At 71.7% G+C, this 25,269-nt stretch carries 24 protein-coding genes; 11 read left to right on the top strand and 13 right to left on the bottom strand.

The annotated features are described in order from the left end of the window. The first annotated feature begins 205 nt into the window (after nt 1–205). From AC6H2I_RS01895 to holA, 6 genes are all read left to right on the top strand, one after another. Nucleotides 206–1,267: a porin gene (locus AC6H2I_RS01895; protein WP_497498858.1), complete on the top strand. Its 1,062-nt coding sequence runs from the start codon at nt 206–208 to the stop codon at nt 1,265–1,267. A gap of 171 nt (nt 1,268–1,438) precedes the next feature. After that, nucleotides 1,439–1,942: an invasion associated locus B family protein gene (locus AC6H2I_RS01890; protein WP_497498857.1), complete on the top strand. Its 504-nt coding sequence runs from the start codon at nt 1,439–1,441 to the stop codon at nt 1,940–1,942. 114 nt (nt 1,943–2,056) lie between these two features. Further along, a complete protein-coding gene (locus AC6H2I_RS01885; protein WP_497498856.1) occupies nt 2,057–2,593 on the top strand; it encodes a DUF3576 domain-containing protein in 537 nt (178 codons plus the stop codon). A gap of 68 nt (nt 2,594–2,661) precedes the next feature. After that, entirely contained in the window at nt 2,662–5,232 is a 2,571-nt protein-coding gene (leuS, locus tag AC6H2I_RS01880) for a leucine--tRNA ligase (RefSeq protein WP_497498855.1), read from the top strand. After that, a complete protein-coding gene (lptE, locus tag AC6H2I_RS01875) occupies nt 5,219–5,737 on the top strand; it encodes an LPS assembly lipoprotein LptE (protein ID WP_497498854.1) in 519 nt (172 codons plus the stop codon). Before leuS ends, lptE begins: the two co-directional genes overlap by 14 nt. Nucleotides 5,738–5,756: 19 nt before the next feature. After that, nucleotides 5,757–6,779 (top strand): DNA polymerase III subunit delta, encoded by a 1,023-nt coding sequence (gene holA / locus AC6H2I_RS01870; protein WP_497498853.1) that lies wholly within the window; start codon nt 5,757–5,759, stop codon nt 6,777–6,779. A 57-nt stretch (nt 6,780–6,836) separates the two neighbouring features. Here holA and AC6H2I_RS01865 read toward each other — a convergent pair whose 3' ends face one another. The 7 genes from AC6H2I_RS01865 to AC6H2I_RS01835 form a co-directional block, all read right to left on the bottom strand. Next, nucleotides 6,837–7,766 (bottom strand): ParB/RepB/Spo0J family partition protein, encoded by a 930-nt coding sequence (locus AC6H2I_RS01865; RefSeq protein ID WP_497498852.1) that lies wholly within the window; start codon nt 7,764–7,766, stop codon nt 6,837–6,839. Beyond that, the gene (locus AC6H2I_RS01860; RefSeq protein WP_497498851.1) at nt 7,766–8,545 is read right to left on the bottom strand and encodes a ParA family protein; all 780 of its coding nucleotides are present in this window, start codon (nt 8,543–8,545) and stop codon (nt 7,766–7,768) included. Before AC6H2I_RS01860 ends, AC6H2I_RS01865 begins: the two co-directional genes overlap by 1 nt. A gap of 55 nt (nt 8,546–8,600) precedes the next feature. Next, on the bottom strand, nt 8,601–9,218 hold the full coding sequence (rsmG, locus tag AC6H2I_RS01855) for a 16S rRNA (guanine(527)-N(7))-methyltransferase RsmG (protein ID WP_497498850.1): 618 nt from the start codon (nt 9,216–9,218) through the stop codon (nt 8,601–8,603). Further along, complete coding sequence (gene mnmG, locus AC6H2I_RS01850; RefSeq protein ID WP_497498849.1) at nt 9,218–11,086, bottom strand: tRNA uridine-5-carboxymethylaminomethyl(34) synthesis enzyme MnmG; 1,869 nt, start codon at nt 11,084–11,086, stop codon at nt 9,218–9,220. Before mnmG ends, rsmG begins: the two co-directional genes overlap by 1 nt. A gap of 88 nt (nt 11,087–11,174) precedes the next feature. Beyond that, nucleotides 11,175–12,500, bottom strand: coding sequence for a tRNA uridine-5-carboxymethylaminomethyl(34) synthesis GTPase MnmE (mnmE, locus tag AC6H2I_RS01845; RefSeq protein ID WP_497498848.1), 1,326 nt, complete (start codon nt 12,498–12,500; stop codon nt 11,175–11,177). A 19-nt stretch (nt 12,501–12,519) separates the two neighbouring features. Beyond that, the gene (locus AC6H2I_RS01840) at nt 12,520–12,879 is read right to left on the bottom strand and encodes a (2Fe-2S) ferredoxin domain-containing protein (RefSeq protein ID WP_497498847.1); all 360 of its coding nucleotides are present in this window, start codon (nt 12,877–12,879) and stop codon (nt 12,520–12,522) included. After that, nucleotides 12,876–13,127 carry a DUF6489 family protein gene (locus AC6H2I_RS01835; RefSeq protein ID WP_497498846.1) on the bottom strand — a complete coding sequence of 84 codons (252 nt, stop codon included), beginning with the start codon at nt 13,125–13,127 and terminating at the stop codon, nt 12,876–12,878. The genes AC6H2I_RS01840 and AC6H2I_RS01835 overlap by 4 nt, the downstream gene beginning before the upstream one ends. Before the next feature lie 219 nt (nt 13,128–13,346). Here AC6H2I_RS01835 and AC6H2I_RS01830 point away from each other — a divergent pair, with 219 nt between their 5' ends. From AC6H2I_RS01830 to AC6H2I_RS01820, 3 genes are read left to right on the top strand one after another with little or no spacing between them, the layout of a single operon-like run. Continuing rightward, a complete protein-coding gene (locus tag AC6H2I_RS01830; protein WP_497498845.1) occupies nt 13,347–15,365 on the top strand; it encodes a thioredoxin domain-containing protein in 2,019 nt (672 codons plus the stop codon). A gap of 4 nt (nt 15,366–15,369) precedes the next feature. Next, nucleotides 15,370–15,834 (top strand): methylated-DNA--[protein]-cysteine S-methyltransferase, encoded by a 465-nt coding sequence (locus AC6H2I_RS01825; RefSeq protein ID WP_497498844.1) that lies wholly within the window; start codon nt 15,370–15,372, stop codon nt 15,832–15,834. Between the two features lie 46 nt (nt 15,835–15,880). Continuing rightward, nucleotides 15,881–16,858 (top strand): quinone oxidoreductase family protein, encoded by a 978-nt coding sequence (locus AC6H2I_RS01820; RefSeq protein ID WP_497498843.1) that lies wholly within the window; start codon nt 15,881–15,883, stop codon nt 16,856–16,858. Nucleotides 16,859–16,891: 33 nt separating this feature from the next. On the opposite strand, the gene dnaQ is transcribed toward AC6H2I_RS01820, so the two are convergent. Genes dnaQ through AC6H2I_RS01795 form a run of 5 tightly spaced genes read right to left on the bottom strand, consistent with a single transcriptional unit; the run spans nt 16,892 to nt 20,528 of the window. Next, complete coding sequence (dnaQ, locus tag AC6H2I_RS01815) at nt 16,892–17,572, bottom strand: DNA polymerase III subunit epsilon (protein ID WP_497498842.1); 681 nt, start codon at nt 17,570–17,572, stop codon at nt 16,892–16,894. Next, entirely contained in the window at nt 17,565–18,209 is a 645-nt protein-coding gene (coaE, locus tag AC6H2I_RS01810) for a dephospho-CoA kinase (RefSeq protein ID WP_497498841.1), read from the bottom strand. Before coaE ends, dnaQ begins: the two co-directional genes overlap by 8 nt. A gap of 7 nt (nt 18,210–18,216) precedes the next feature. Continuing rightward, a complete protein-coding gene (locus AC6H2I_RS01805) occupies nt 18,217–19,056 on the bottom strand; it encodes a shikimate dehydrogenase (protein WP_497498840.1) in 840 nt (279 codons plus the stop codon). Then, nucleotides 19,053–19,691, bottom strand: coding sequence for a Maf family protein (locus tag AC6H2I_RS01800; protein WP_497498838.1), 639 nt, complete (start codon nt 19,689–19,691; stop codon nt 19,053–19,055). The genes AC6H2I_RS01805 and AC6H2I_RS01800 overlap by 4 nt, the downstream gene beginning before the upstream one ends. A gap of 3 nt (nt 19,692–19,694) precedes the next feature. Then, entirely contained in the window at nt 19,695–20,528 is an 834-nt protein-coding gene (locus AC6H2I_RS01795) for a pyruvate, water dikinase regulatory protein (RefSeq protein WP_497499006.1), read from the bottom strand. Between the two features lie 411 nt (nt 20,529–20,939). On the opposite strand from AC6H2I_RS01795, the gene hemE reads away from it, so the two are divergent. Together hemE and hemJ are read left to right on the top strand one after the other, a co-directional pair. Next, a complete protein-coding gene (gene hemE, locus AC6H2I_RS01790) occupies nt 20,940–21,986 on the top strand; it encodes a uroporphyrinogen decarboxylase (RefSeq protein WP_497498837.1) in 1,047 nt (348 codons plus the stop codon). Nucleotides 21,987–22,016: 30 nt separating this feature from the next. Then, a complete protein-coding gene (gene hemJ / locus AC6H2I_RS01785) occupies nt 22,017–22,442 on the top strand; it encodes a protoporphyrinogen oxidase HemJ (protein ID WP_497498836.1) in 426 nt (141 codons plus the stop codon). A 3-nt stretch (nt 22,443–22,445) separates the two neighbouring features. Here hemJ and AC6H2I_RS01780 read toward each other — a convergent pair whose 3' ends face one another. Then, nucleotides 22,446–25,157, bottom strand: coding sequence for a cation-transporting P-type ATPase (locus AC6H2I_RS01780; protein ID WP_497498835.1), 2,712 nt, complete (start codon nt 25,155–25,157; stop codon nt 22,446–22,448). Nucleotides 25,158–25,269 lie beyond the last annotated feature (112 nt).

Raw genomic sequence — 25,269 nt, 5'->3', positions numbered from 1 at the left:
CAGTCACTGTGCGCGCAGGACACATGGTGTGGTGTATATGCCACGCACCGCGGTGATCGGCCGCCCACACATTAAATGCCGTTGATCACCGGGGGAGGGACGATGGAAAGTGGACGCATTCAAAGTGACCTCGTCACCCATCCAATGGGATCCCTCGGTTGCGGCAGTGCGCGGCGGGGACCTGGCAAGTCTGAGGATCGAGAGAATGAAAAAGACGCTTTTCGCCGGTACGGCCATCGCGCTGCTCAGCGCCGCCGCTCCCGTCTCCGCCGCTGAAATGGTCGTGAAGCTCGGTGGCTATGTCGACTTCCAGGCTGGCTGGTTCGACAACGACACCGACAGCAACGAGTTCGACTTCGACAACGAGGTCGAGGTCCACATCGACGCCGACGGCAAGGCCGACAACGGCCTCGAGTACGGCGTGGCGATCGAGCTGGAGCTGGGCACCGCCGCCAACAGCAGCGGCCGCAACCTGCGCACCGACGAGGCCTCGATCTACGTCGGCGGCACCTGGGGCCGCGTCGTCCTCGGCGACAACGACGGCGCCGTCGGCACCATGTCGGTCTATGCCCCGACGGTCGGCATCGGCCAGCTCGACGGCATCGCCTGGAAGTTCTCCTCGGGCTTCTTCGACTTCCAGAACGGCTACGCCTTCTTCCCGGACGTCACCAGCGACGCCACGAAGATCAGCTACTTCTCGCCGGAGTTCTCGGGCTTCTCCGTGGGCGTGAGCTTCACGCCGGAGCTGAACGAGGGTGACGCCGTGGTGCTCGACGATGCCGGCCAGGTCGGCAACTTCGTCGAGGGCACGATCGGCTACGCCGGTGAGTTCAGCGGCGTCAGCGTCGCCGCCAGCGCCGGCGTGCTGAAGGCGATGGACGACGGCAACGACCCGAACGGCGACGAGACGACCTGGCAGGTCGGCCTGCAGCTGGGCTACGCCGGCTTCACCGTCGGCGGCGGCTTCGTCGACTTCAACGAGTTCTCGGGCTCGGGCTACCTGTTCGACGGCATCTGGAAGGACGCCTGGAACGTCGGCGCCCGCTACGAGACCGGCCCGTTCGGCGTCGCCGTCCAGTACGCCAAGATCAACGGCACCATGGGCTCCGAAGAGGACGCCTGGGGCGCCGGCATCGCCTACGAGGTGGCCCCCGGCCTCAGCGTCGGCGCGGACTACATCTGGTTCGAGGTCGATGGTGGCACCACCGGCACGATCACCAGCGACGACGGCAGCATGGTCCTGCTGAGCACCCGGATGTCGTTCTGATCGCCGACACCCGGTGCAGCGTCTACGGAATCGGGCGGCGGTGCAAACCGCCGCCCTTTTTCTTGCGCACGGGCCGTGACCGTCACGGCATCGTGAAAACGTCTTGACCGGTCCGGGCGGGCCATGGTGACCTCGCCGGCGCTCCTTCACCGCCCGGTCAGGTCATCCGCCATGCCCACGCTCCGCCTCGTTCCCCTGCTCCTTCTCGCCCTGGCCACCGCCCCGGCGGCGGCCGAGGAGGTCCAGACCTTCACGGACTGGGTCCTGGTCTGCGAGGACAGCGGGCCGGTCGAGGCGCGCAGCTGCCTGATCAACAGCGTGGTCATCGACGCCACCACCAAGGCCGAGGTCCTGGGCGTGGCGATCGGCGCCGGCGACCGCAGCAAGAGCCTGCGCATGGCCATCAAAACGGCGCCGCAGGTCAAGCAGGACGCCGGGGTGCGGTTCCAGATCGACACCGGCGAGGTGTATTCCGCGCCGTTCGCGGGATGCACGGACCAGGCCTGCGTCCTGCAGTTCCCGCTGTCCGACACCATGGTCACCGCCCTGAAGAAAGGGGCCACCCTCACCGTCGTCTTCACGCCGGCCGAGGGCACGGAGACGGTCGGCGCGCCGGTGTCTCTGAAGGGATTCACGGCCGCCCTGACCGCCATGGAGGCGCGGCGCCGCAAGTGAGGGCCGCCACGGCGGCCGGCGCCGACGGCGACCGCTTGCGCCATTGATGACACTCCTTTATACCGGCCGGACGATGATTTCCCCGGTCAGGGCCGGGGCCACAATGGTGACCACATGACCGGCCTCTCACCGCGTGTCGCAGTCCTCCGTTCCGCCGTTCTCGGCCTGGGTGCCCTTCTGGCAGCCTGCAGCTCCAGCGGCGAGGCGGTGCAGTCACCCGAGCCGGAGCGTGACAACATCTACCGCTACGGCAGTCTGCTCGGCGACGGTGGCCTGACCATCTTCGGGCCGAGCACGCGCGGGCAGGGCGGTGCCGAGGAAGGCTCGGGCATCGGCGTCAACAGCTATCTGTGGCGTGCGTCGCTGGACACCCTGAGCTTCATGCCGATCGTCCAGGCCGATCCGTTCGGCGGCGTGGTCCTGACCGACTGGTATTCCCCGCCCGACGCGCCGAACGAGCGCTTCAAGGTCAACCTCTACATCCTCGACCGCCAGCTGCGCGCCGACGGGGTGCGGGTGTCGGTGTTCCGCCAGGCGCGGAGCGGCAGCGAGTGGCGCGACGTCGGCGTCGGCGCCGACACCGGCCGGTCGCTCGAGGACGCCATCCTGACCCGCGCCCGCCAGCTCCGCGTCACCCAGGCGGCCCGCTGACCGACGGCGCGGGCGCACCGCCCACCCAGCACCCATTGCGAACGGAACCAGGGGACCGGCCGACCGCCATGTCGCGCTACAATGTGAAGGAAACGGAAGCGAAGTGGCAGGCGGCGTGGGAGAGCCGCGGCTGCTTCACGGCCACCGAGGACCCCGCGCGTCCCAAGTACTACGTGCTCGAGATGTTCCCCTATCCCTCGGGGCGCATCCACATGGGGCACGTGCGCAACTACAGCATCGGCGACGTCATCGCCCGCTACAAGCGGGCGACCGGGTTCAACGTCCTGCATCCCATGGGCTGGGACGCCTTCGGCCTGCCGGCCGAGAACGCGGCGCTGGAAAAGAAGACCCATCCCGCGACCTGGACCCGCGAGAACATCGCCGCCATGCGCGGCCAGCTCAAGACCATGGGCCTCTCGGTCGACTGGAGCCGGGAGATCGCCACCTGCGACGTCGCGTATTATCGCCACGAGCAGAGGATGTTCCTCGACTTCCTGAAGGCCGGTCTGGCCTACCGCAAGGAGTCGTGGGTCAACTGGGACCCCGTGGACAACACGGTGCTGGCCAACGAGCAGGTGATCGACGGCCGCGGCTGGCGCACCGGGGCGCTGGTGGAGAAGCGCAAGCTGTCCCAGTGGTTCCTCAAGATCACCGCCTACGCCGACGAGCTGCTGGCCGGCATCGCCACGCTCGACCGCTGGCCGGAGCGGGTGCGCCTGATGCAGGAGAACTGGATCGGCAAATCGACGGGGGTGCGCCTGCGCTTCGCCGTCACCGGGCGCGACGGGACGCTGGAGGTCTTCACCACCCGGCCCGACACCCTGTTCGGCGCCTCCTTCGCGGCGATCTCGCCCAACCACCCGCTGGCCGCCGAGCTGGCCGCCGGCGACCCCGCGCTGGCCGCGTTCGTCGCCGAGTGCAACCGCCTGGGCACCAGCGAGGAGGCCATCGAGACGGCGGAGAAGCGGGGCTACGACACCGGGCTCACCGTCGCCCACCCCTTCGATCCAGCGTGGACCCTGCCCGTCTATGTCGCGAACTTCGTGCTGATGGACTACGGCACGGGCGCCATCTTCGGCTGCCCGGCCCACGACCAGCGCGACCTCGACTTCGCCCGCAAGTACGGGCTCCCGGTGACGCCGGTGGTGGTGCCCGAGGACCAGGACCCCGCCGCCTTCACGGTGGGGACCGAGGCCTACACCGGCCCCGGCGTGCTGCGCAACTCCCGGTTCCTCGACGGCATGGACGTCGAGTCGGCCAAGCAGGAGGTCGGCCGCCGGCTCGAGGCGGCGGGGCAGGGGGAGCGCACGACCCAGTTCCGCCTGCGCGACTGGGGCGTGTCGCGCCAGCGCTACTGGGGCTGCCCGATCCCGGTGATCCACTGCGCCGCCTGCGGCGCCGTGCCGGTGCCCGAGGCCGACCTGCCGGTGGTGCTGCCGGAGGACGTGAGCTTCGACACGCCGGGCAACCCGCTGGACCACCACCCGACCTGGAAGCACACGGCCTGCCCGTCCTGCGGACAGCCGGCGCTGCGGGAAACCGACACCTTCGACACCTTCATCGAATCCTCCTGGTACTTCGCGCGCTTCTGCTCGCCGACCAGCGACGCGACGGCGTTCGAGCGCCCGGCGGTGGACTACTGGCTGCCGGTCGACCAGTACATCGGCGGCATCGAGCACGCCGTCCTGCACCTCCTCTACTCCCGCTTCTGGACGCGGGCGATGAAGCAGTGCGGCTACCTCGACCTCGACGAGCCGTTCGCCGGGCTGTTCACCCAGGGCATGGTCAACCACGAGACCTACAAGGACGCCGCCACCGGCGCCTGGCTGTCGCCGGCCGACATCGCCCGCGACGAGTCCGGGGCGCTGGTGAGGACCGAGGGCGGCGGCGCGGTCACCGTCGGCCGCGTCGAGAAGATGTCCAAGTCCAAGAAGAACGTGGTCGACCCCACCAACATCATCGGCACCTACGGGGCCGACGCGGCGCGCCTCTTCATGCTGTCCGACAGCCCGCCCGAGCGCGACCTGGAGTGGACCGAGGCCGGCATCGACGGTGCCTGGCGCTACATCAACCGCCTGTGGCGCATGGTGGTGGAGCCGCCGGTGGCCCTGCCCGGCCCGGGCACCCCGCCCCCCGCCTCCCTGTCGGAGCGCGCCGTGGCGACCCGCAAGGCGGTCCACAAGGCCATCGCCGGCGTCGGCGACGACCTGGAGAAGTTCCGCTTCAACAAGGCGGTCGCCCGGGTGCGCGAATTGACCAACACCCTGGCCGAGATCGACGGCGCCGGCGCCGGCGAGCCCTGGGTGCTGCGCGAGGGCTACGAGGCGGTGGTGCGGCTGGTCGCACCGATGATGCCGCACCTGGCCGAGGAGCTGTGGACCCGCCTCGGCCACGCCACCCTGCTGGCCGAGCAGCCCTGGCCCCAGGCCGATGCCGCCCTGGCCGTGGACGACAGCGTGACCGTGGCCGTGCAGGTCAACGGCAAGCTCCGCGCCAAGCTCGAACTGCCCCGGGACGCCGACGCGACGCTGGCCGAACAGGCCGCCCTCGCCGACGACAATGTCGTCCGCGCCGTCGACGGCAAGCCCGTGCGAAAGGTGATCGTCGTGCCGAACCGGGTGATCAATGTCGTCATCTAGACGCAACTTCCTCGTGGCCGGCGGCGCGTTGGCGTCGGCGGCCGCGCTCTCCGCCTGCGGCTTCCAGCCGCTGTACGGCGACAACAGCCCGACCGGCGGCGCCGCGGCGCAGCTCTCCGGCGTCGCCATCGCCAACATCCCCGACCGGCGCGGCCAGCAGCTCCGCAACCTGCTGATCGACCGCTTCTATGCCACCGAGGCGGCGGGCCAGCAGCCCTACCGACTCGACGCCACCATCCAGGCGCACGAGCAGAAGCTGGCGATCCGCAAGGACGCCTCGGCGGAGCGCGCCCAGCTCATCGTCACCGTGCCATTCCGCCTCATCGAGGTGGCGACCGGCCGGGGGGTGCTGACGTCGAGCGCCCGGGCGCTGATCTCTTACAATCTTCTGGAGGAGCATTTCGCGGCGCTGGCGACCGTCGACGACGCCTATGAGCGGGCGCTGCGCCAGGTCGCCGACGAGATCACCTCGCGGACCGCGATGGTCCTGGTGCGCGGCGCCTGAGGCCGGGCAGGGCGGCTCCGTGAAGCTGCAGCCCCGCGCCGTCGACGGATTCCTCCGCCGGCCGGATCCCAGGGTCCGTGCCGTCCTGCTGTACGGACCGGACAGCGGTCTGGTGCGCGACCGTGCCACCACCCTGTCGCGCACCGTGGTGGAGGATCTGAGCGACCCGTTCCGGGTCGCCGAGCTCTACGGCCGCGGCCTTGTGGAGGACCCCGCCCGCCTCCCCGACGAGGCCGCGGCAATCGCCCTGACCGGCGGGCGCCGCCTGGTCCGCATCCGCGACGCCGAGGATGCCACCGCCACCGTCTTCGCAGCCTTCCTCGCCGCGCCGCCGCCCGGCGACAGCCTGGTGGTGGTCGAGTCGGGAGACCTCGGCGCGCGCTCCAAGCTGCGCCTGACCTTCGAGGACGCCGACACCGGCGCCGCCATCGCGTGCTACGTCGAGGACGAGGCGTCGCTCGGCCAGGTCATCGCCGACCTGCTGCGTGGCCACGGGCTGACCGCCGATCCCGACGCCCTGGCCTTCCTCTCGGCCAACCTGGTGGGCGACCGGATGGTGGCCCGTGGCGAGATGGAGAAGCTGGCGCTCTACATGGGGGAGGGCCGGCGTGTCCACCTGGAGGACGCCCAGGCCTGCGTCGGCGACAGCGGCGCCCTGGACATGGACGAGCCGGTGTGGGCGGCCGGCGACGGTGATTTCGCCGGGCTCGACCGGGCCCTCGGCCGGCTGTTCGCCGAGGGCACCTCCCCGGTCGCCATCCTGCGCAACGCCCAGCGCCACTTCCAGCGGCTGCATCTGGTCGGCTCCCAGACCACCAGGGGGCGGCCCCTGGAGGCCACCATCGCCGCGCTGCGGCCGCCGATCTTCTTCAAGATGCGGGGGCGCTTCACCAACCAGGCCAGGCGCTGGTCGCCGACGGCGGTGCGCCAGGCCCTGGAGCGCCTGGTCGAGGCGGAGGCGGAGTGCAAACGCACCCATATGCCGGACGAAACCGTCTGCGCACGCGCCCTGTTCCAGGTGGCGTCGCTGGCCCGCCGCTGACCCGTCCGGCCTCCCCCCTGACCGCGGGGCCGCGGGGCCGCCGATCACCGGGCCGCCTCACCCGTCCAGCGCGCCGGCGCCCGGATCGCCTTCCCCGCCGTCCTCGCCCAGCCGTCGCAACACGTCGTCGAGCTGGTCGAGGGACTGGTAGTGGATGGTGATGGAGCCGCGCTTGCCTTGCGGCCTGATGGCCACGCGCAGCCCGATGCGGGCGGAGATCTCCTCCTCCAGATTGGTGAGGTCGACGTCCTTCGCCGGCGCGCCCCCCGCACTGCTCCGCGCGCCCTCGGCGCTGCGCCGTGCCAGCTCTTCCGTCTGGCGGACGTTGAGGCCGCGTTTGACCACCTCGCGCGCCAGCCCGACCGGATCGTCGGCGGTGAGCACGGCGCGGGCGTGGCCGGCGGTCATCTCCCCGGCCTGGACCATCTGCTTGATCGGTTCGGGCAACGAGAGCAGCCGCATCATGTTGGCCACATGGCTGCGGCTCTTGCCGACCGCGCGGGAGAGGTCCTCCTGCGTGTGCTCGAATTCCTCCATCAGACGGCGGTAGCCTTCCGCCTCTTCCAGCGGCGTGAGGTCCTGCCGCTGGATGTTCTCGATGAGGGCGATCTCCAGCGCGTCGCGGTCGCTGAGGTCGCGGATGACCACCGGCACATCGTGCAGGCCGACGATCTGCGCCGCCCGCCACCGCCGCTCGCCGGCGATGATCTCGTAGTCGTTGGCGGAGTCCGGCAGACGGCGCACCAGCAAAGGCTGAAGGATGCCCTTCTCCCGCACCGACTCCACCAGGCCCTGGATCGCCGTTTCGTCGAACGACCGGCGGGGCTGGTACTTGCCGGGGCGCAGGAACTCGATCGGCACCTGCTTGGACTGCCGCACCTTGTCGAGGGCGGAGTAGTCGTCGGTCTCCTCCCCGAACAGCGCCGACAGGCCACGACCCAGATTGGTGCGGCGACCGCCCTCGCCGGAGCGCTTCGACTCGTCCATCACGCCACCAGCCTCTTTTCGCGCCGCAGAACCTCGCCCGCCAGGTTGATGTAGGCCTGGGCACCCGGGCAGCGCATGTCGTAGATCAGCACCGGCTTGCCGTGGGACGGCGCCTCGGACACCTTGACGTTGCGGGGAATCACCGTTTCGAACACCTTTTCTCCGAAGAAGCCGCGGACGTCCGCCGCCACCATGTCCGACAGGTTGTTGCGCTTGTCGAACATGGTCAGCACGACGCCGTGGATGTCCAGGTCCTGGTTGAAGGTGCGCTTCACCCGCTCGATGGTGCGCACCAGATGGCTCAGGCCTTCCAGCGCATAGAACTCGCACTGCAGCGGCACCATGACGGCGTTGGCCGCCACCAGGGCGTTGAGCGTCAGCAGGCCGAGGGCGGGGGGGCAGTCGATCAGCACGTAGTCGTATTCCAGGGCACTGCGGCCGATCGCTTCGCGCAGGCGGAACTCGCGGTTCGGCGCCGCCACCAGCTCGATCTCGGCGCCGGACAGGTCGACCGACGAGGTGACGATCGACAGGTTGGGGACGTCGGAGGGCACGGCCGCCTTCTCCAGCGGCATCCCGTCGAACAGGACGTCGTAGGAGCCGACCCGTCGGCTGGCGCGGGCGATGCCCAGCCCGGTCGACGCGTTGCCCTGGGGATCGAGGTCGACGACCAGCACGCGCTTGCCGACCGACGCCAGGGCGGTGGCAAGGTTGATGGCGGTCGTGGTCTTGCCCACGCCGCCCTTCTGGTTGGCGACGGCGATGACGCGGACGGTCATGGTGGCCTCTCGAAAAGCCGGTGAGCGGGGCAGGGGCAGGGTCTGGACGGCGGTATCAGACACGGGCGATGCCACTCACGCGCAGGATGGTCCCTTGCGGGTCTGTGGCGCTGTCAAAGCGCTCCGCCCGCATCTTCCAAGATTTGGTGGCAAGGGTCAATTCGTCTTCCAGATTTTGACCCTTGAGGAACACCGAGACGGTCTCCTCGGTGCGGAAAGGGGCGCTCCAGGCCAACAGATCGGCGAGCGGCGCCAGAGCCCGCGCGGTCACCACCTCGGCGGGGAAGGGCACGACGGCCTCGAGTCGCCGGGCATGGATGGTGACCGGCGCCGCCGTCTGCCGCGCCGCCTCCCGCAGGAAGGCGGCCTTGCGCGTGTCGCTCTCCACGAGGTGGACGTCAGGAACGCCGAGGATCGCCAGCACCAGACCGGGAAACCCCGCGCCGCTTCCGAGATCGACTAGGGTGCGGGTCCCCTCGGGGATCAGTGGGAGGATCTGGGCGGAATCGAGGAAATGGCGGCGCCACACGTCGCCGAGGGTCGATCGTCCCACCAGGTTGATCGACGCTTGCCACTTCCGCAGAAGCGAATCGTAGAGGGCGAGGCGCTCGCATGTTTCACGTGAAACAGCGGCGGCCTGACAAAACGCCTCGGGCGTGAGCGCGCCGGACATCACGCCACCGCCGCCGCCGGCCGCCGCTTCACGTGACGCAGCAACGCCACGAGAGCCGCCGGAGTCATGCCGGGAATGCGCGCCGCGGCCCCCAGGGTCTCCGGGCGCACGCTGCGCAGCTTGGAGCGGATCTCCGCCGAGAGGCTGCCCACCGCGTCGACGTCGAGGTCAGGCGGCAGGGCGAGCGACTCGTCCCGGCGGAAGGCCCGCACATCGGCCTCCTGGCGGTCGAGGTACCCCGCGTACTTGCCGTCGATCTCCAACTGCTCAGCCACCGCCGCCGGGATCGCCGCCAGCACCGGCCACACCCGGGACAGGCGCTCGACGCTGGCGTCCGGGTAGCGCAGGAGATCCGCGACCGTGCGCCGCACGCCATCCTGGTTGACCGCGATGCCGTGCCGCAGAAGCTCCGCCGGCGTCGCCTGCAGCGCGGCGACCACCGCCCGCGCCGCTTCCAGCGCCGCCATCTTGGCCACGTACACCGCCTCCCGGTGCCCGCCGACGCAGCCCACGCCCATGCCCTTGGCCGTCAGGCGCTGGTCGGCGTTGTCGGCGCGCAGCACCAGACGGTACTCGGCGCGGGAGGTGAACATGCGGTAGGGCTCGCTGGTCCCGTGGGAGATCAGGTCGTCGATGAGGACGCCGATGTAGGCGTCGGCACGGTCGAGGACGAACCCGTCGTCGTCGCCACCGGCCCGCAGGGCGGCGTTGAGACCGGCCATGATGCCCTGGGCCGCCGCCTCCTCATAGCCCGTCGTCCCGTTGATCTGGCCAGCGAGGAAGAGGCGCGGAACGCGCCGCGTCTCCAGCGTCGGGCGCAGCTCCCGCGGGTCGACGTAGTCGTACTCGATGGCGTAGCCAGGGCGGAGCATGACCGCCCGCTCCAGACCGGGCATGCTGGCGAGAACCGCCAGCTGGACGTCGCGGGGCAGGGAGGTCGAGATGCCGTTGGGGTAGACCGTCGGGTCGTCCAGGCCCTCGGGCTCCAGGAACACCTGATGGCGCTCCTTGTCGGCGAACCGCACCACCTTGTCCTCGATGGACGGGCAGTAGCGCGGTCCGACCCCCTGGATCTGGCCAGAGTACAGGGGCGCCCGATGGAGGTTGGCACGGATGAGGGCGTGGGCCTGCGGCGTGGTCCAGGTGATCGCGCAGGCCACCTGCGGCGTTTCGATCCGCTCCGTCAGGTACGAGAACGGCGGCGGCGGCTCGTCCCCGGGCTGGGACTCCAGCGCCGCCCAGTCGATGGTGCGGCCGTCGAGCCGCGGCGGGGTGCCGGTCTTGAGCCGGCCAAGGGGAAAGCCGAGCCGGTCCAGGGTGCGGGCGAGGCCGACCGCCGGCGCCTCGCCGACGCGGCCGGCGGGAGTGGTCTCGTCGCCGATGTGGATCATGCCGCGCAGGAAGGTGCCGGTGGTGAGCACGACGGCACCGGCGCGCAGCGTCTCGCCGGTGGCGGTGACCACCCCCGTGATCCGGCCGGCGTCGTCCAGCGCCAGGTCCTCCGCCCCGTCGGCGGCGAGCCAGAGGTTCGGCTGCTCGGCCAGGGCGGCCTGCATGGCGGCGCGGTAGCGCGCCCGATCCGCCTGGGCGCGCGGCCCGCGGACCGCCGGGCCCTTGCTGCGGTTGAGGACGCGGAACTGGATGCCGGCGCGGTCGATGACCCGCCCCATGACGCCGTCCAGGGCATCGATCTCCCGGACCAGGTGCCCTTTGGCGAGCCCGCCGATCGCCGGGTTGCACGACATCTCGCCGATGGTGGCGAGGGAATGGGTCAGCAGCAGCGTGCGCGCGCCCATGCGCGCGGCCGCCGCCGCCGCTTCACAGCCGGCGTGACCGCCGCCGACCACAATGACATCGAAGATCCGCATGGGCGGCAATCTAAGCGACGGCCGACGCCCTGCCAAGGGGCTTGGCGCCGACCCCGCGGTCCGATGTTTCACGTGAAACAGGACCGCCTCACTTGCCGATGCAGAAGTCGCGGAAGATCACGTCCAGCACGTCCTCCACCCCGACCCGGCCGGTGATGCGGCCCAGCGCCCGGGCGGCCAGCCGGACGTCCTCGGCCGCCAGCTCGGGAAGATCGGCGTCGAGCGCCCGGCGCAGGCCGAGCTGGCACTCCAGCAGCGCCGCCCGGTGGCGGGCGCGGGTGAGCACCGGAGCGCCGGCCCCCGTCAGACGCGCCGCCGCCTCCTCGCCGAGCCGCCGCTCCAGCTCGGCCAGGCCGGCCCCAGTGCGCGCCGACACCGCGGACACCGGGCGGCCGGCGATCGTGGCGGGCGCGGCCGCCACGTCGATCTTGTTGACCACCGGGATCGCCGCCGCGTCGACCAGGGCCAACGTCGCGGCATCGAGGTCGGCGCCACGCCCGGCGTCGAACACCGCGATCTTGACGTCGGCCGCCGCCGCCCGTCCGAGGGCGCGCCGCACCCCTTCCTCCTCGACCTCGTCGCCGGTGTCGCGCAACCCGGCGGTGTCGGCCAGGATGACCGGATACCCGGCGACGTCGAGATGCACCTCGATCACGTCGCGGGTCGTCCCCGCCCGCTCCGAGACGATGGCCGCGTCCCGCCGGGCGAGGGCGTTCAGCAGGCTCGATTTGCCGGCGTTCGGGGCGCCGACGATGGCGACGTGGAGTCCCTCGCGCAGGCGTTCGCCCCGGCCTCCGTCGTCGAGCTGGGCGCCGATCTCCGCCGCCAGGGCCGCCAAGGCCGGCCGCACCGCCGCCGACACCCCGTCCGGAAGGTCCTCCTCGGGGAAGTCGATGTCGGCCTCCATGTGGGCCAGGGCACGGACCAGCCTGCCGCGCCACGCCTCGCACAGGCGGGCGAGCTCGCCGGCCATCTGCCGCAGCGCCTGGCGGCGCTGGGCCGCCGTCTCCGCGTCGATCAGATCGATCAGTCCTTCGGCCGCGGTGAGGTCGAGCTTGCCGTTCTCGAAGCCGCGCCGCGTGAACTCGCCGGGCTCCGCCGGCCGCAGGCCGGGACACGCCGCCAGCGCGTCGATCACCCCCGCGATCACCGCCCGGCCGCCGTGAAGGTGAAGCTCCACCACGTCCTCCCCGGTGAAGCTGCGGGGTGCCGCGAACCACAGCACCAGCGCCTCGTCGAGGCGCTCGCCGCCCACCGGGTGCCGAAGACGGCGCAGCGTCGCCTCGCGCGCGCGGGGCAGGGGCCGGCCCGTCAGGGCGGCCAGCGCCACGCCGGCGCCAGGACCCGAAACGCGAACCACCGCCACACCGGAGCGGCCGGGGGCGGTGGCGAGAGCGAAGATGGTGTCCATCATCGTCGCGGGGCAGCGCCCCTCATCCCATCTGGTCCGGCCGCAGCTCCCGCTGCTCCGGCGCGAGCATCAGCCGGTCCACCCGGCGGCCTTCGACCAGATGGGTCTGGAGGATCGCATCGACGTCGGCCGGCGACCGGTAGGTGTACCAGACGCCCTCGGGATAGACGACGAGGGTCGGCCCCAACTCGCAGCGGTCGAGGCAGCCGGCCGCGTTCACGCGCACGCGGCCATCCAGTCCCAGCTCACGCGCCCGCACCTTCATGTAGTCGCGCAGCTTCTCGGCCCCACGGGCCGCGCAGCTGCCCCGGCGGTGGCCATCGGGCCGCCGGTTGGTGCAGCAGAACACATGGGCTTCGAAATACGGCTTCGGATCGCTCACTTCTTTCCATCCTTGCCCATGGCCGCCGCCATCTGGGTCCAAAACATCTTCTGAAGCTGTTCGACTCCCTGGATGCCGGCGGGCAGCCACGTCTTCATCATGGTTTCGGGATCCATGGCGTTGAGGCCGGCCATGGTCCGGTTCTGCACCTCCCGCATCAGCGCCTCCTGCATCGGCCTCACGTCCGGCAGGCCGAGAAAGGTCCGGGCCTCCTCGGGGGTGCAGTCGACATCGATGGTGATCTTCATGGGGCGTCCCCTCCACCGCGCCCGCCCCGGGTGCGGCCGGGGCGGGCATCTGTTCGCCGTATTGTCCGGGGGTCGTGCGCGCGACCGCGCGCCCGCACAGTATACAGATAGGTTCCCCTGGCGCAAACCGCAGCGCCGCGCCACCTTATTGGCGGATCGGCGGTCCGCCCCAGGCACCGCGCCGCCATCCTCCTCCAGACCTGCACAGGGATGCCCGCCATGACCGCCAACCTTCTCGGCCGGGAGACGAGCCCCTATCTGCTCCAGCACCGCGACAACCCCGTCCACTGGATGCCCTGGGGCCCCGACGCCTTCGCGCGGGCCCGGGCCGAGGGGAAGCCCGTCCTGCTGTCGATCGGCTACGCCGCCTGCCACTGGTGCCACGTGATGGCCCATGAAAGCTTCGAGAATCCGGAGGTGGCCGGTGTCATGAACGACCTCTTCGTCAATGTGAAGGTCGACCGCGAGGAGCGCCCCGAGATCGATCACATCTACCAGAGCGCGCTGTCCATGCTGGGCCAACCCGGCGGCTGGCCGCTCACCATGTTCCTGACCCCGGACGCCGCGCCGTTCTGGGGTGGGACCTATTTCCCGCCGACGGCACGCTACGGCCGGCCGGGGCTGGTGGACGTGCTGCGCGGCGTGGCGGACACCTACCGCAGCGAGCCCGACAAGGTGCACCGCAACGTCAGCGCGCTCGGCGAGGCCCTGGCGAAGCTCGGCGAGAGCCGACCCGGGGAGGGCATCGACCGCGCCGTCCTCGACCAGGTCGCCGAGCGCTTGGCCCAGGAGGTCGACCCGCGGCACGGCGGCATCGGCGGCGCCCCGAAATTCCCCCAGGTCGCCATGCTGACGCTCCTGTGGCGCGCCTGGCGCCGCACCGGCCGCGAGCCATTCCGCGAGGCGGTCCTGACCACCCTGACCAACATGGCGCAAGGCGGACTCTACGACCATCTCGGCGGCGGCTTCGCCCGCTACTCGGTGGACGACCGCTGGCTGGTCCCGCATTTCGAGAAGATGCTCTACGACAACGCCCAGCTCCTCGAGCTGATGACCCTGGTCTGGCAGGAGACCCGCGCCCCGCTGCTGGAGGCCCGGGTGCGCGAGACCGTCGGGTGGGTGCTGCGCGAGATGGTGGCGGACGGCGGCGGCTTCGCCAGCACCCTCGACGCCGACAGCGAAGGGGAGGAGGGCCGCTTCTACGTCTGGACCGAGGCCGAGATCGACCGCCTCCTCGGCGACGGCGCGGCCTCCTTCAAGGCCGTCTACGGCGTCACCCCCCTGGGCAACTTCGAGGGCGCCACCATCCTCAACCGGCTCGACACCATGACGCTGGGCGACGACGACGCCGAAACGGCGCTCGCCGCCCAGCGCGACGTCCTGTTCCGGCACCGCGCCGGGCGGGTGCGCCCGGGGTGGGACGACAAGGTGCTGGCCGACTGGAACGGCATGATGATCGCCAGCCTGGCGGAGGCGGCCGCCGTGTTCGACGAGCCGTCCTGGCTGGACGCGGCCCGGCGGGCCTTCGCCTTCGTGGCCCAGACCATGACGGTCGACGGCCGCCTCGGCCACAGCTGGCGGGCCGGCCAGCTCAAGCACCCGGGCACCCTCGACGACCACGCGCAGATGGCCCGCGCGGCCCTGGCGCTGGCCGAGGCGACGGGGGAGACCGCGTACCTCGCCGCCGCCCAGAGCTGGGTCGACGCGCTCGACCGCCACCACTGGGACGCCGCCGCCGGTGGCTACTTCCTCACCGCCGACGACGCCGAAAACCTCATCGTCCGGGCCAAGCACGCCCATGACAGCGCGGTGCCCAGCGGCAACGGCGCCATGGTCGCGGTGCTCGCCCGGCTCTGGCACCTGACCGGGGACGACACCCGCCGGGCGCGGGCCGACGCCGTGGTCGGCGCCTTCGCCGGGGAGCTCGCGCGGAACTTCTTTCCGCTGCCGACCCTGCTGAACGCCAGCGAGCTGCTCCAGGACCCGGTGCAGGTCGTGCTGACCGGGGTTCCCGGCGACGCCGGTCTCGCCGCGCTGCGGCGTGCCGTGCTGGGAACCAGCCTGCCCAACCGCATCCTCCAGGTGGTCGCGCCGGATGCCGGCCTGCCGGCCGCCCACCCGGCCCACGGCAAAGGGATGCTGGACGGGCGGGCGACCGCCTATGTGTGCTCCGGCACCGCGTGCTCGCCACCGATCACCGACGCCGACGGCCTCCTCGCCCTGCTGCGCGGGACGTGAGCCGATGCCGACCCTCGTCGTCGACAGCCCGCTGGGCCCCCTGCTCCTCACCGCCACCAACGGGTCCCTGGTGGCGCTGGACTGGTGTCCCGGGGCATCCCGCGGGGGCGGGGGAGACGCCGCGCTGGACGCCGCCGCGGCCCAGCTCGCGGCCTATTTCGCCGGCACCCTGCGGATGTTCACCGTGCCCCTCGCCCCGCGGGGAACGCCGTTCCAGCGCCGCGTCTGGGAGGCCATGCACGGCATCCCCTTCGGCACCGTCGCCCGCTACGGCGATCTCGCCCGCGCCCTGGGGACGGCCGCACGGGCCGTGGGGACGGCCTGCGGACGCAACCCGCTGCCGATCATCGTCCCGTGCCATCGCGTGGTCGCCGGGGCGGGCCCCGGCGGCTACTCCGGCCACGGCGGCCTGGACACCAAGGCCTGGCTGCTCGACCATGAGCGCGCCGCGGCCTTGGGCCCGGCCTGAGCGACCCTGACACGAACCGCCACGCCCGAACGGGGGGGACACTCTCATGGTTCACGCCATCCGCATCCACGAGCACGGGGGACCCGAGGTCCTGCGCTGGGAGGAGGTCTCCGTCGGCGAGCCCGGCCCGGGCGAGGTCCGCCTGCGCCACACCGCCGTCGGCCTGAACTACATCGACACCTACCACCGCGGCGGCGTCTACGCGCTGCCGTCCATGCCCGCCGTGCCCGGCGTCGAAGGCGCCGGGGTGGTCGAGGCGGTCGGCCCCGGCGTCACCACGCTGGTGCCCGGCGATCGCGTCGGCTACGCCCCCGGCCCCATGGGCTCCTACGCAGAGGCGCGCCTCCTGCCGGCCGACCGGCTGATCCCGCTGCCCAGCTGGATCTCCGACGAGCAGGCCGCGGGCATGCTGCTGCAAGGCATGACGGCGCAGGCGTTGCTGCGCTCGACGCACCGCGTCGAGGCCGGGGAGACGGTGCTGGTCCACGCCGCCGCGGGCGGCGTCGGCCTGATCCTGTGCCAGTGGGCCAAACACCTCGGCGCCACCGTGATCGGCACCGTCGGCTCCGACGAGAAGGCCGAGCTGGCGCGGGCCAACGGCTGCGACCATCCCGTCGTGTACACCCGGGACAGCTTCGTGGAGCGGGTCAAGGCGCTGACGGACGGCGCCGGCGTGCCGGTGGTCTATGACGGGGTCGGGCGGACCACCTTCATGGACAGCCTTGACTGCCTGCGGCCGCGCGGGCTGATGGTGCTGTTCGGTGCCGCCTCCGGCCCGGTGCCGCCCCTCGATCTCCAGGTGCTCGCCGCCAAGGGCTCGCTCTACGTGACCCGGCCGACCATCTTCTCCTACACCGCCAAGCGCGAGGAGCTGATGGCCAGCGCCGCCGACCTGTTCGAGGTGGTGCACACCGGCGCCGTGACCATCGCCGTGCGCCAGACCTTCCCCCTGCGCGACGCCGCCGAGGCCCATCGCGCCCTGGAGGCCCGCCGCACCACGGGATCCACCGTGCTGATTCCCTGAGCGGCCCCGCGGACGCCGCCCCCCGGACGCCGCCTATTCGGCGAGCCAGACCGGCGCCTTCAGGGCGCCGAGAAGCTCGTCATGCGCGGCCAGCTCCTCGGCGCTGGGGGCGTGCGGGCGCGGCGCGCGGCGCGGGCGGGCGATCCGCACCGCCGCGGCGCTCTCCGGGCCCAGCGGGCCGGCCGCGAGGGCCAGCCCCGCCTGGCGGCCGCCCCGCAGCTCCAGGTACACCTCGGCCAGGAGCTGGGCGTCGAGCAGGGCGCCATGGTAGGACCGGCCGGAGTTGTCGACGCCGAACCGCTTGCACAGCGCGTCGAGGGTCGCCGGCGAGCCGGGAAAGCGCTGCTTCGCCATCGCCAGCGTGTCGACCGCCCGGCCGCCAGCCAGCACCCCGAAGCCGGCCCGTGTCAGCTCGGCGTTCAGGAACGCCATGTCGAAGGCGGCGTTGTGGATGACCAGAGGCGCGTCGCCGACGAAGCCCAGAAAATCGCCCACCACCTCGGTGAACAGCGGCTTGTCGGCCAGGAACTCCTCGGTCAGCCCGTGCACCGCCGCGGCCTCCGCCGGCATGTCGCGCTGCGGGTTGAGGTAGACGTGGAATTTCTCCCCGGTCTGGACGTGGTTCACCAGCTCCACGCAGCCGATCTCGACGATGCGGTGCCCCTCCTCGGGCTTGAAGCCGGTCGTCTCGGTGTCCAGAACGATCTCACGCATGGGTCGCTTTCCCCGGCAGGTAGCCCGGCGGCGGCCAATGACGGCCGCGCCGCTGTTTCACGTCGGCAAGGATCGCCGCCAGCGCCATCCGGGTGCGGCGCCGTCCGGCCCCGGTGGGAACCACGTGGTCGGCGCGCCGCCGCTTCTCCGCGTCCGGCATCTGGCGGGCCAGGATAGCCGCGAAGCGGGCCGGCGTCATGCCCGGCCTGGCCAGGACGCGGGCCCGCTGCACGAAAGGCGGGGCGGAGAGGACGATGGTGCGGTCGACCCGGCGCTCGCCGCCGGTCTCGAACAGCAGCGGTATGTCCAACGCGGCGACGGCGACACCGCGGCGCGCGGCGTGGGCCAGGAACCGTTCCTGGGCGCCGCGCACCTTGGGGTGGAGGATGGCCTCGAGCCGGCGCAGCGCCGCTCCGTCGCCGAACACCGCGGCGCCCAGGGCGCGGCGGTCCACCGCGCCGCCCCGGACGACGCCGGGAAACGCCGCGTCGATGGCCGCCACCGCGCCGCCGCCACGGTCCAACAGGCGGTGGACGGCCGCGTCGGAATCGCAGACCGGCACGCCCATCCCCTCGAGCATCCGCGCCGCCGTGCTCTTGCCCATGCCGATGGACCCGGTCAGGCCGAGGACGATCATCGCCGCCTCACCCCGTCAGGACCGCCCGCCGCAACGCCTCGTCCACCTCCGGCTCCTGCCCGAACCAGGCGGCGAAGCCGGGTCGCGCCTGGTGCAGCAGCATGCCCAGCCCGTCGACCACCGGATGACCGGCGGCCCGGGCCGCCGCCAGCAAAGGCGTCTCCAGCGGCGTGTAGACGATGTCGGTTACCACCGCCGTCGGGAGCAGGGCGCGCAGGTCGAGATCGAGCGGCGGTTGCCCCGCCATCCCCTGGGTCGTGGTGTTGACCACCAGGGCCGCGCCCTCCAGCGCCGTTTCACGTGAAACCCAATCGGCCACCCGGATGGCCCCGCCGAGGTCGGCGGCCAGGGCCTCCCCGCGCGCCCGGGTGCGGTTGACCACCACCACCTCGGGCGCGCCGTCGTCGAGCAACGATGCGACGACGGCACGGGCCGCACCACCGGCGCCGATCACCACCGCCGGTCCGGCCGCGCTCCGCCATCCCGGAGCGCCCGCCCGCAGATTCTCCAGAAAGCCGAATCCGTCGGTGTTGCGCCCCTCCAGGGTGCCATCCTCCAGGACGACAACGGTGTTGACCGCCCCCATCCGGCGCGCCGTTGCGTCGAGGCGGTCCACCGCCGCCGCCGCCGCCCCCTTGTGCGGCACCGTGACGTTGCAGCCGCGGAACCCGAGCGTCGGAAGGGCGCGGATCGCCTCCGCCGTCCGCTGCGGCGGCACCGCCAGCGGCACATAGGCGCCATCGATGCCATACCGCTCCAGCCAGAACCCGTGCACCCGGGGCGAGCGGGAATGGCTGACCGGCCACCCCATGACGCCGGCCAGCCGTGCCTTGCCACTGATCATCATGCCGCGAGAAGTCCTTGTGCCCGTGCGAACCCGAGCACCGGCAGAAGCGGCAGCCCGAGGATGGTGAAGAAATCCCCTTCGACGCGCTCGAACAGCTGGGCCCCCAACCCTTCGAGATGATAGGCGCCGACCGAGGTCAGCGCGGCGGCGCCGGCCGCGTCGAGGTAGTCTTCGAGGAAACGGTCGCTGAACGCCCGCATGGTCAGCCGGGCCCCGTCCACGCAGTGCCAGATCCGCTGTCCGTCCCGCACCACAGCGGCCGCGCTGACCAGGCGGTGGGTGCGGCCGCGCAGGGTGCGAAGCTGCGTGCGCGCCTCGTCCCGGGTTCCCGGCTTGTCCAGCCACACCCCGTCGCAATCGAGCATCTGGTCGGCCCCCAGCACCATCACGCCCGGATGGCGGCGGGCCACGTGCCGGGCCTTCAGCTCGGCCAGCGCCTCGGCCGCGGCTTCGACGCTGACGCCATTGGCACGGCACGACCGCTTCACGACCCCCTCGTCCACATCGGCCGGGTCACCGATCACCGTCAGCCCGGCCTGGCCGAGCATCCGGGCCCGGGCCACGGAGGCCGACGCCAGGACCAGCGGCACCGGCGCCGGTGCGACCTCCGGTCCGTCCCCGTCCGGCGGTTCCACCGCTCAGCCTCCGCCCGGCACGACGGCGCCGCCGTCACGCCGCGCCAGCAGCATCATGATCTCCGCCGCGGTCTCCTCGATCGAGCGCCGGGTGACGTCGATCACCGGCCACCCCCGCCGGGTGAACATGCGGCGTGCCTCCTGAACCTCGCGGCGCACCACCTCGGGGTCGACGTAGGTGGAGGTTTCGCCCTGGTTCAGCAGCTTCAGGCGGTTGCGACGGATCTGGATCAGGCGGTCCGGGTCCTTGGTCAACCCCACCACCAGGGGCCGCGTCAGCTTCTCGATCTCCGGCGGCAAGGGGCAGCCCGGGACGATCGGGATGTTCGCCGCTTTGATCCCGCGGTTGGCGAGATAGATGCAAGTCGGCGTCTTGGAGGTGCGCGACACCCCCATCAGCAACACATCCGCCTCGTGGAGGTCCCACGTCGACTGCCCGTCGTCGTGGGACAGGGCGAACTCCATGGCGTCCATCCGCCCGAAATACTCGGCGTCCAGCGCGTGCTGGCGTCCCGGCTGGCGCTGCGACTCCAGGCCCAGATGGGCGGCCAGCGCGTTGATCAGCGGGTCCAGCACGGGAATGCAGGGGACCTGCAGCTCACGGCAGACATCCTGAAGCCGCCGGCGCAGGGGCTCGTCGACCAGGGTGAACATCACCAGCCCGGGATGGGTGGTGATCCCGTCGATCACCATGTCGAGCTGACGCTCGGTGCGCACCAGGTTCCAGAAATGCTCGATCGGGCGCACCTGGTCGAACTGGATCACGCAGGCGCGGGCGACGCTGTTGATCGTCTCGCCCGTCGCGTCCGATACCAGATGTAGGTGGAACTCTTTCATCATCCCCAACATCCTGTGGGAAACCGTGGAGCAACCTGTGGACAACCCGGTGCCGGGTGAATCCATCTCCGCTGCGCCGCCTTCCATCCCCCGAGCCACACCCGGTGGAACGGATCCGCCGACCGGACCGCATCCTGGGAACAGCGGCTGCGGGCGCCCACTTTATCCCCGAGACTCCCGTCGTGCCAGCCCAAGCGGATCCAACGCTGCGACGCCGTTGCCGCGGCCGTCGTCCACAGCCGGCGGACCGCCCCCGGCGCACCGCACGTGGCTGTGGACGGATCCGGGGGCATCCGGGATCACCGCTATCCACAGGGATCCTCAACCTCTTCCAATCCCTTCTTAAAAAGAATAGTGAGATAGAGGAGACACCCACGCCGCGTTTCCCGCCCCCCGACCAAGGACCAACCGGTGCCGGAATCCCGCAAGCCGCTCCTCGCCGCCCTCGCCGGAGAGCCCTGTCCACGCCCGCCGTTCTGGCTGATGCGTCAGGCCGGCCGCTACCTACCCGAATACCGCGCGGCGCGTGCCCAGGCCGGCAGCTTCCTCGATCTCTGCTACAACCCGGCGCTGGCCGAGGAGGTGACCCTCCAGCCGATCCGCCGCTATGGCATGGACGCGGCGATCCTGTTCTCCGACATCCTCGTGGTGCCCCATGCGCTGGGCCAGCCGCTGGACTACCTCGAAGGCGAAGGGCCGAAGCTGGATCCGGTGCGCAGCGCCGCCGAGCTCGGCCGGCTGAGCCGTGACCGCTTCCACGAACGGCTCGCCCCGGTCTACGAGACGGTGCGGCGGCTGTCCGGGTCGCTGCCGCCGGAGGTGACGCTCATCGGCTTCGCCGGAGCGCCATGGACCGTCGCCACCTACATGGTCGAGGGCGGCGGCAGCAAGGAGTTCGCGGCCATCAAGACCTGGGCCTACCAGGACCCCCGGGGCTTCGCCGCGCTGATCGACCTGCTGGTCGAGGTCACCGCCGATTACCTCAGCGCCCAGGTGGACGCCGGGGCCGAGGTGGTGCAGCTGTTCGACAGCTGGGCCGGGGTGCTGCCGGTCGGCGGCTTCCGCCGCTGGGTGATCGAGCCGACCCGGGCCATCGTCGCACGCATCCGGACGCGCCATCCCACGGTCCCGATCATCGGCTTCCCGCGCGGGGCCGGCCTGCTCTACGAGGACTACGTCACCGCCAGCGGGGTCGACGCGGTCGGCCTCGACACCACGGTCCCGCCCCTGTGGGCGGCCCGTACGCTGCAGCCGCGCTTGCCGGTGCAGGGCAACCTGGACCCCATCATGCTGGTGGCCGGCGGCGACGCCCAGGCCGCCGCGGTGGCCGAGATCCTCGACGCCCTTGCCGGACGGCCCTTCGTCTTCAATCTCGGACACGGCATCACCCAGCGCACCCCGCCGGAGCATGTCGACGCGCTGGCCCGCCAAATCCGTGCCTGGTCGGCCAAGGGGTGACCGGTCCGCAACGCTCAGGGGAGAAGATCTGTGTACGAATGGGTCAAGGCGCTGCACGTCATCAGCATCATCGCCTGGATGGCGGCACTGCTCTACCTGCCACGCCTCTTTGTCTATCACTGCGCCGTGGCGCCAGGCTCGGAGGCGTCCGAGACGTTCAAGGTGATGGAGCGGCGGCTGCTGCGCGCCATCATGACGCCGGCGATGATCGCCTCCTACGTCTTCGGCATCTGGATGCTGGTCATCCTGCCGGGCTGGATGAGCGACGGCTGGCTGCACGGCAAGCTGCTGCTGGTGGTCCTGCTGACCGCCATGCACGGGATGATGGCGGGCTGGCGCCGCGCCTTCGCCGAGGACCGCAACACCCGGCCGCAGCGCTTCTTCCGCATCATGAACGAGGTGCCGACCCTGCTGATGATCGGCATCGTCATCCTGGTCATCGTCAAGCCCTTCTGAGGGCTACCGGCGGGACACCAGACGCCGGCGCTGCGCCTTCTCGGCCTCGATGACCAGGAACACCACGGCGCCGGCCGCGACCATGGCGAGCCAGTCGGCCGGACCCACCGGCGCCGTGCCGAACAGGACGTTCATCGGCGGCGCGTAGGTGAACGCCATCTGCATCACCACGATCAGGGCGATGGAGATCCACACCGGCCGGCTGCCGAACAGGCCGGACGTGTTGAGCACCGAGGCGTGGACGGCGCGGGCGTTCAGCAGGAAGAACGATTCCCCCAGCACCAGGGCGTTGACCGCCATGGTGCGGGCCCGTTCCAGCGATGCGCCGCGGGCCTCCTCGTAGAGGAAGAACCCGAAGCTGACCGCCAGCAGCAGCAGGGCGGCCACCACCATCCGGACCACCAGGAAACGGGGCAGGATGCCTTCGTCCCGCGGGCGCGGCGGGCGGCGCATGACGTCGGCCTCGGGCTTCTCGAACGCCAGCGCCAGGCCGAGGGTGACCGCGGTCACCATGTTCACCCAGAGGATCTGCACCGGGGTGATCGGCAGGGTGTGCCCGATCAGCACCGCCACCAGGATCACCAAGGCCTGGCCGCCGTTGGTCGGCAGCATGAACAGGATCGTCTTGCGCAGATTGTCGTAGACGGTGCGGCCCTCCTCCACGGCGTGGGCGATGGACGCGAAGTTGTCGTCGGCCAGGACCATGGCCGCCGCCTCCTTGGCGGCCTCCGTTCCCTTGCGGCCCATGGCGACGCCGACGTCGGCGCGCTTCAGGGCCGGGGCGTCGTTGACGCCGTCACCGGTCATCGCCACGGTGTGGCCGGCGCCCTGCAGGGCCCTGACCAGGCGCAGCTTGTGCTCCGGCGTGGTCCGGGCGAAGACCTCGGTCGTTTCGGCCGCCCGGGCCAGGTCGGCGTCGGCGATGCGGTCCAGCTCCGGGCCGGTCAGGGCGCGCCCGTCGAGGGCCAGGCCGAAGCGGCGGCCGATGGCGCGGGCGGTGACCGCGTGGTCTCCGGTGATCATCTTGACCCGGATGCCGGCGGCACGGCAGGCCGCCACCGCGGCGATGGCCTCCTCGCGCGGCGGGTCGATCAGGCCGCACAGGCCGAGCAGGATCAGCCCGTCCTCCAGGTCTGCCATCTCCAGCTCGGTGATGCCGGGCAGGGCGGGGCGGCAGGCCAGCGCCAGCACCCGCTGCCCGCCGTCGGCAAGGGCGTCGATGCGGGCGTGCCAGGCGTCGGGCTCCAGCGGCTGCGGACCGTCAGGGCCCAGCGCCTGGCGGCACATCGACAGCACCCGCTCCGGCGCCCCTTTGAGGTAGACCACGCCGTGGCCCTCGTGGTCGTGATGCAGGGTCGCCATGAACTTGTGCTCGGACTCGAAGGGGATGACGTCGGTGCGCGGCCGGTGCCCGTGCTCGTGCGCCGGGTCGAGCCCGGCCTTCAGCGCCAGCGCCAGCAACGCGCCGTCGGTGGGGTCGCCGGCCAGCTGCCATTCGCCGTCGCCGTCGCGGTGCAGGTCGGCGTCGTTGCAGAGCAGGGCGGCGCGGGCGATGTCCAGGAGGACGCGGTCGTCGCCGACCGCGATGGGCTGGCCGTCCGACAGGAACCGGCCGTCGGGGCGGTAGCCGACGCCGTCCACCGTGACGGTGCGGCCGGCGGTGGCGACGGTCTGGACGATCAGCTCGTTGCGGGTGAGGGTGCCGGTCTTGTCCGAGCAGACGATGCCGACCGACCCCAGCGTCTCCACCGCCGGCAGCCGCCGGATGATGGCGTTGCGCCGCGCCATGCGGGTGACGCCGATGGCCAGGGTGATGGTCATCACCGCCGGCAACCCCTCGGGGATGGCGGCGACGGCGAGGCCGACCGCGGCCATGATCATCTCCGGCCATGGCTCGCCGCCGACCAGCGTGCCGTACAGGAAGGTCGCCCCGGCGGTGGCCAGGATGATGGCCGACAGCCAGCGCCCGAACACCGCCATCTGCGCCAGCAGCGGTGTGGTCATGGTCTGGACCTCCGCCAGCATGGCGCCGATGCGGCCGAGCTCGGTGTGGTCGCCGGTGGCCACGACGATGCCGAGGCCCTGGCCCTGAGCAACCAGGGTGCCGGAATAGGCCATTCCGACGCGGTCGCCGAGGGCGGCGTCCTCGGCCACCGCGCCGATGGTCTTGGCGACCGGCAGGGATTCCCCGGTCAGCGCCGCCTCCTGCACGCGCAGCCCCTTGGCCCGCAGAAGGCGGACATCGGCCGGCACACGATCGCCCGACGCCAGAACGACGCGGTCGCCGGGCACCAGGTCCTCGGCCGGCACGGTCACCTGGTGGCCGCCGCGCAGGGCCGTCGCCTGGGGTGACAGCATGTCGCGGATGGCGTCGAGGGCCTGCTCCGCCTTGCCCTCCTGGATGTAGCCGATCGCCGCGTTGATCAGGACCACACCGGCGATGACGCCGGCGTCGATCACTTCGCCCAGCATCAGGCTGACCAGCCCGGCGGCGATCAGGACGTAGATCAGCACGTTGTCGAACTGCACGAGGAAGCGCACCAGGGCCGAGCGGCGCTTGGCCGGGGTCAGGCGGTTCGGGCCGAACCGGGCGCGGCGGCGGGCCGCCTCGTCGGCGGTCAGCCCGCCGTCCGGGCTGTCGAGGGCGCGCAGCGCGTCGGCGGCGTCGAGGGCGTGCCAGGGGCGGTCGGCCGGGCCGGCGTCGAGCGGGCTCATGGTGCGGCTCCTCAGGGGGGGCGGGACGGGGGGATCGGCCCCCCGTACGTCGGGACGACCGCCGGGCGGGTCCAGATCCTGCGACCAAAAAGACCTGTGTTCCGGGTGCCCG

The sequence above is a fragment of the Azospirillum sp. NS33 genome, from assembly GCF_059703765.1.
The sequence above is the reverse complement of the archived record's forward strand: the minus strand, read 5'-3'. Positions and strand labels throughout refer to the sequence as shown.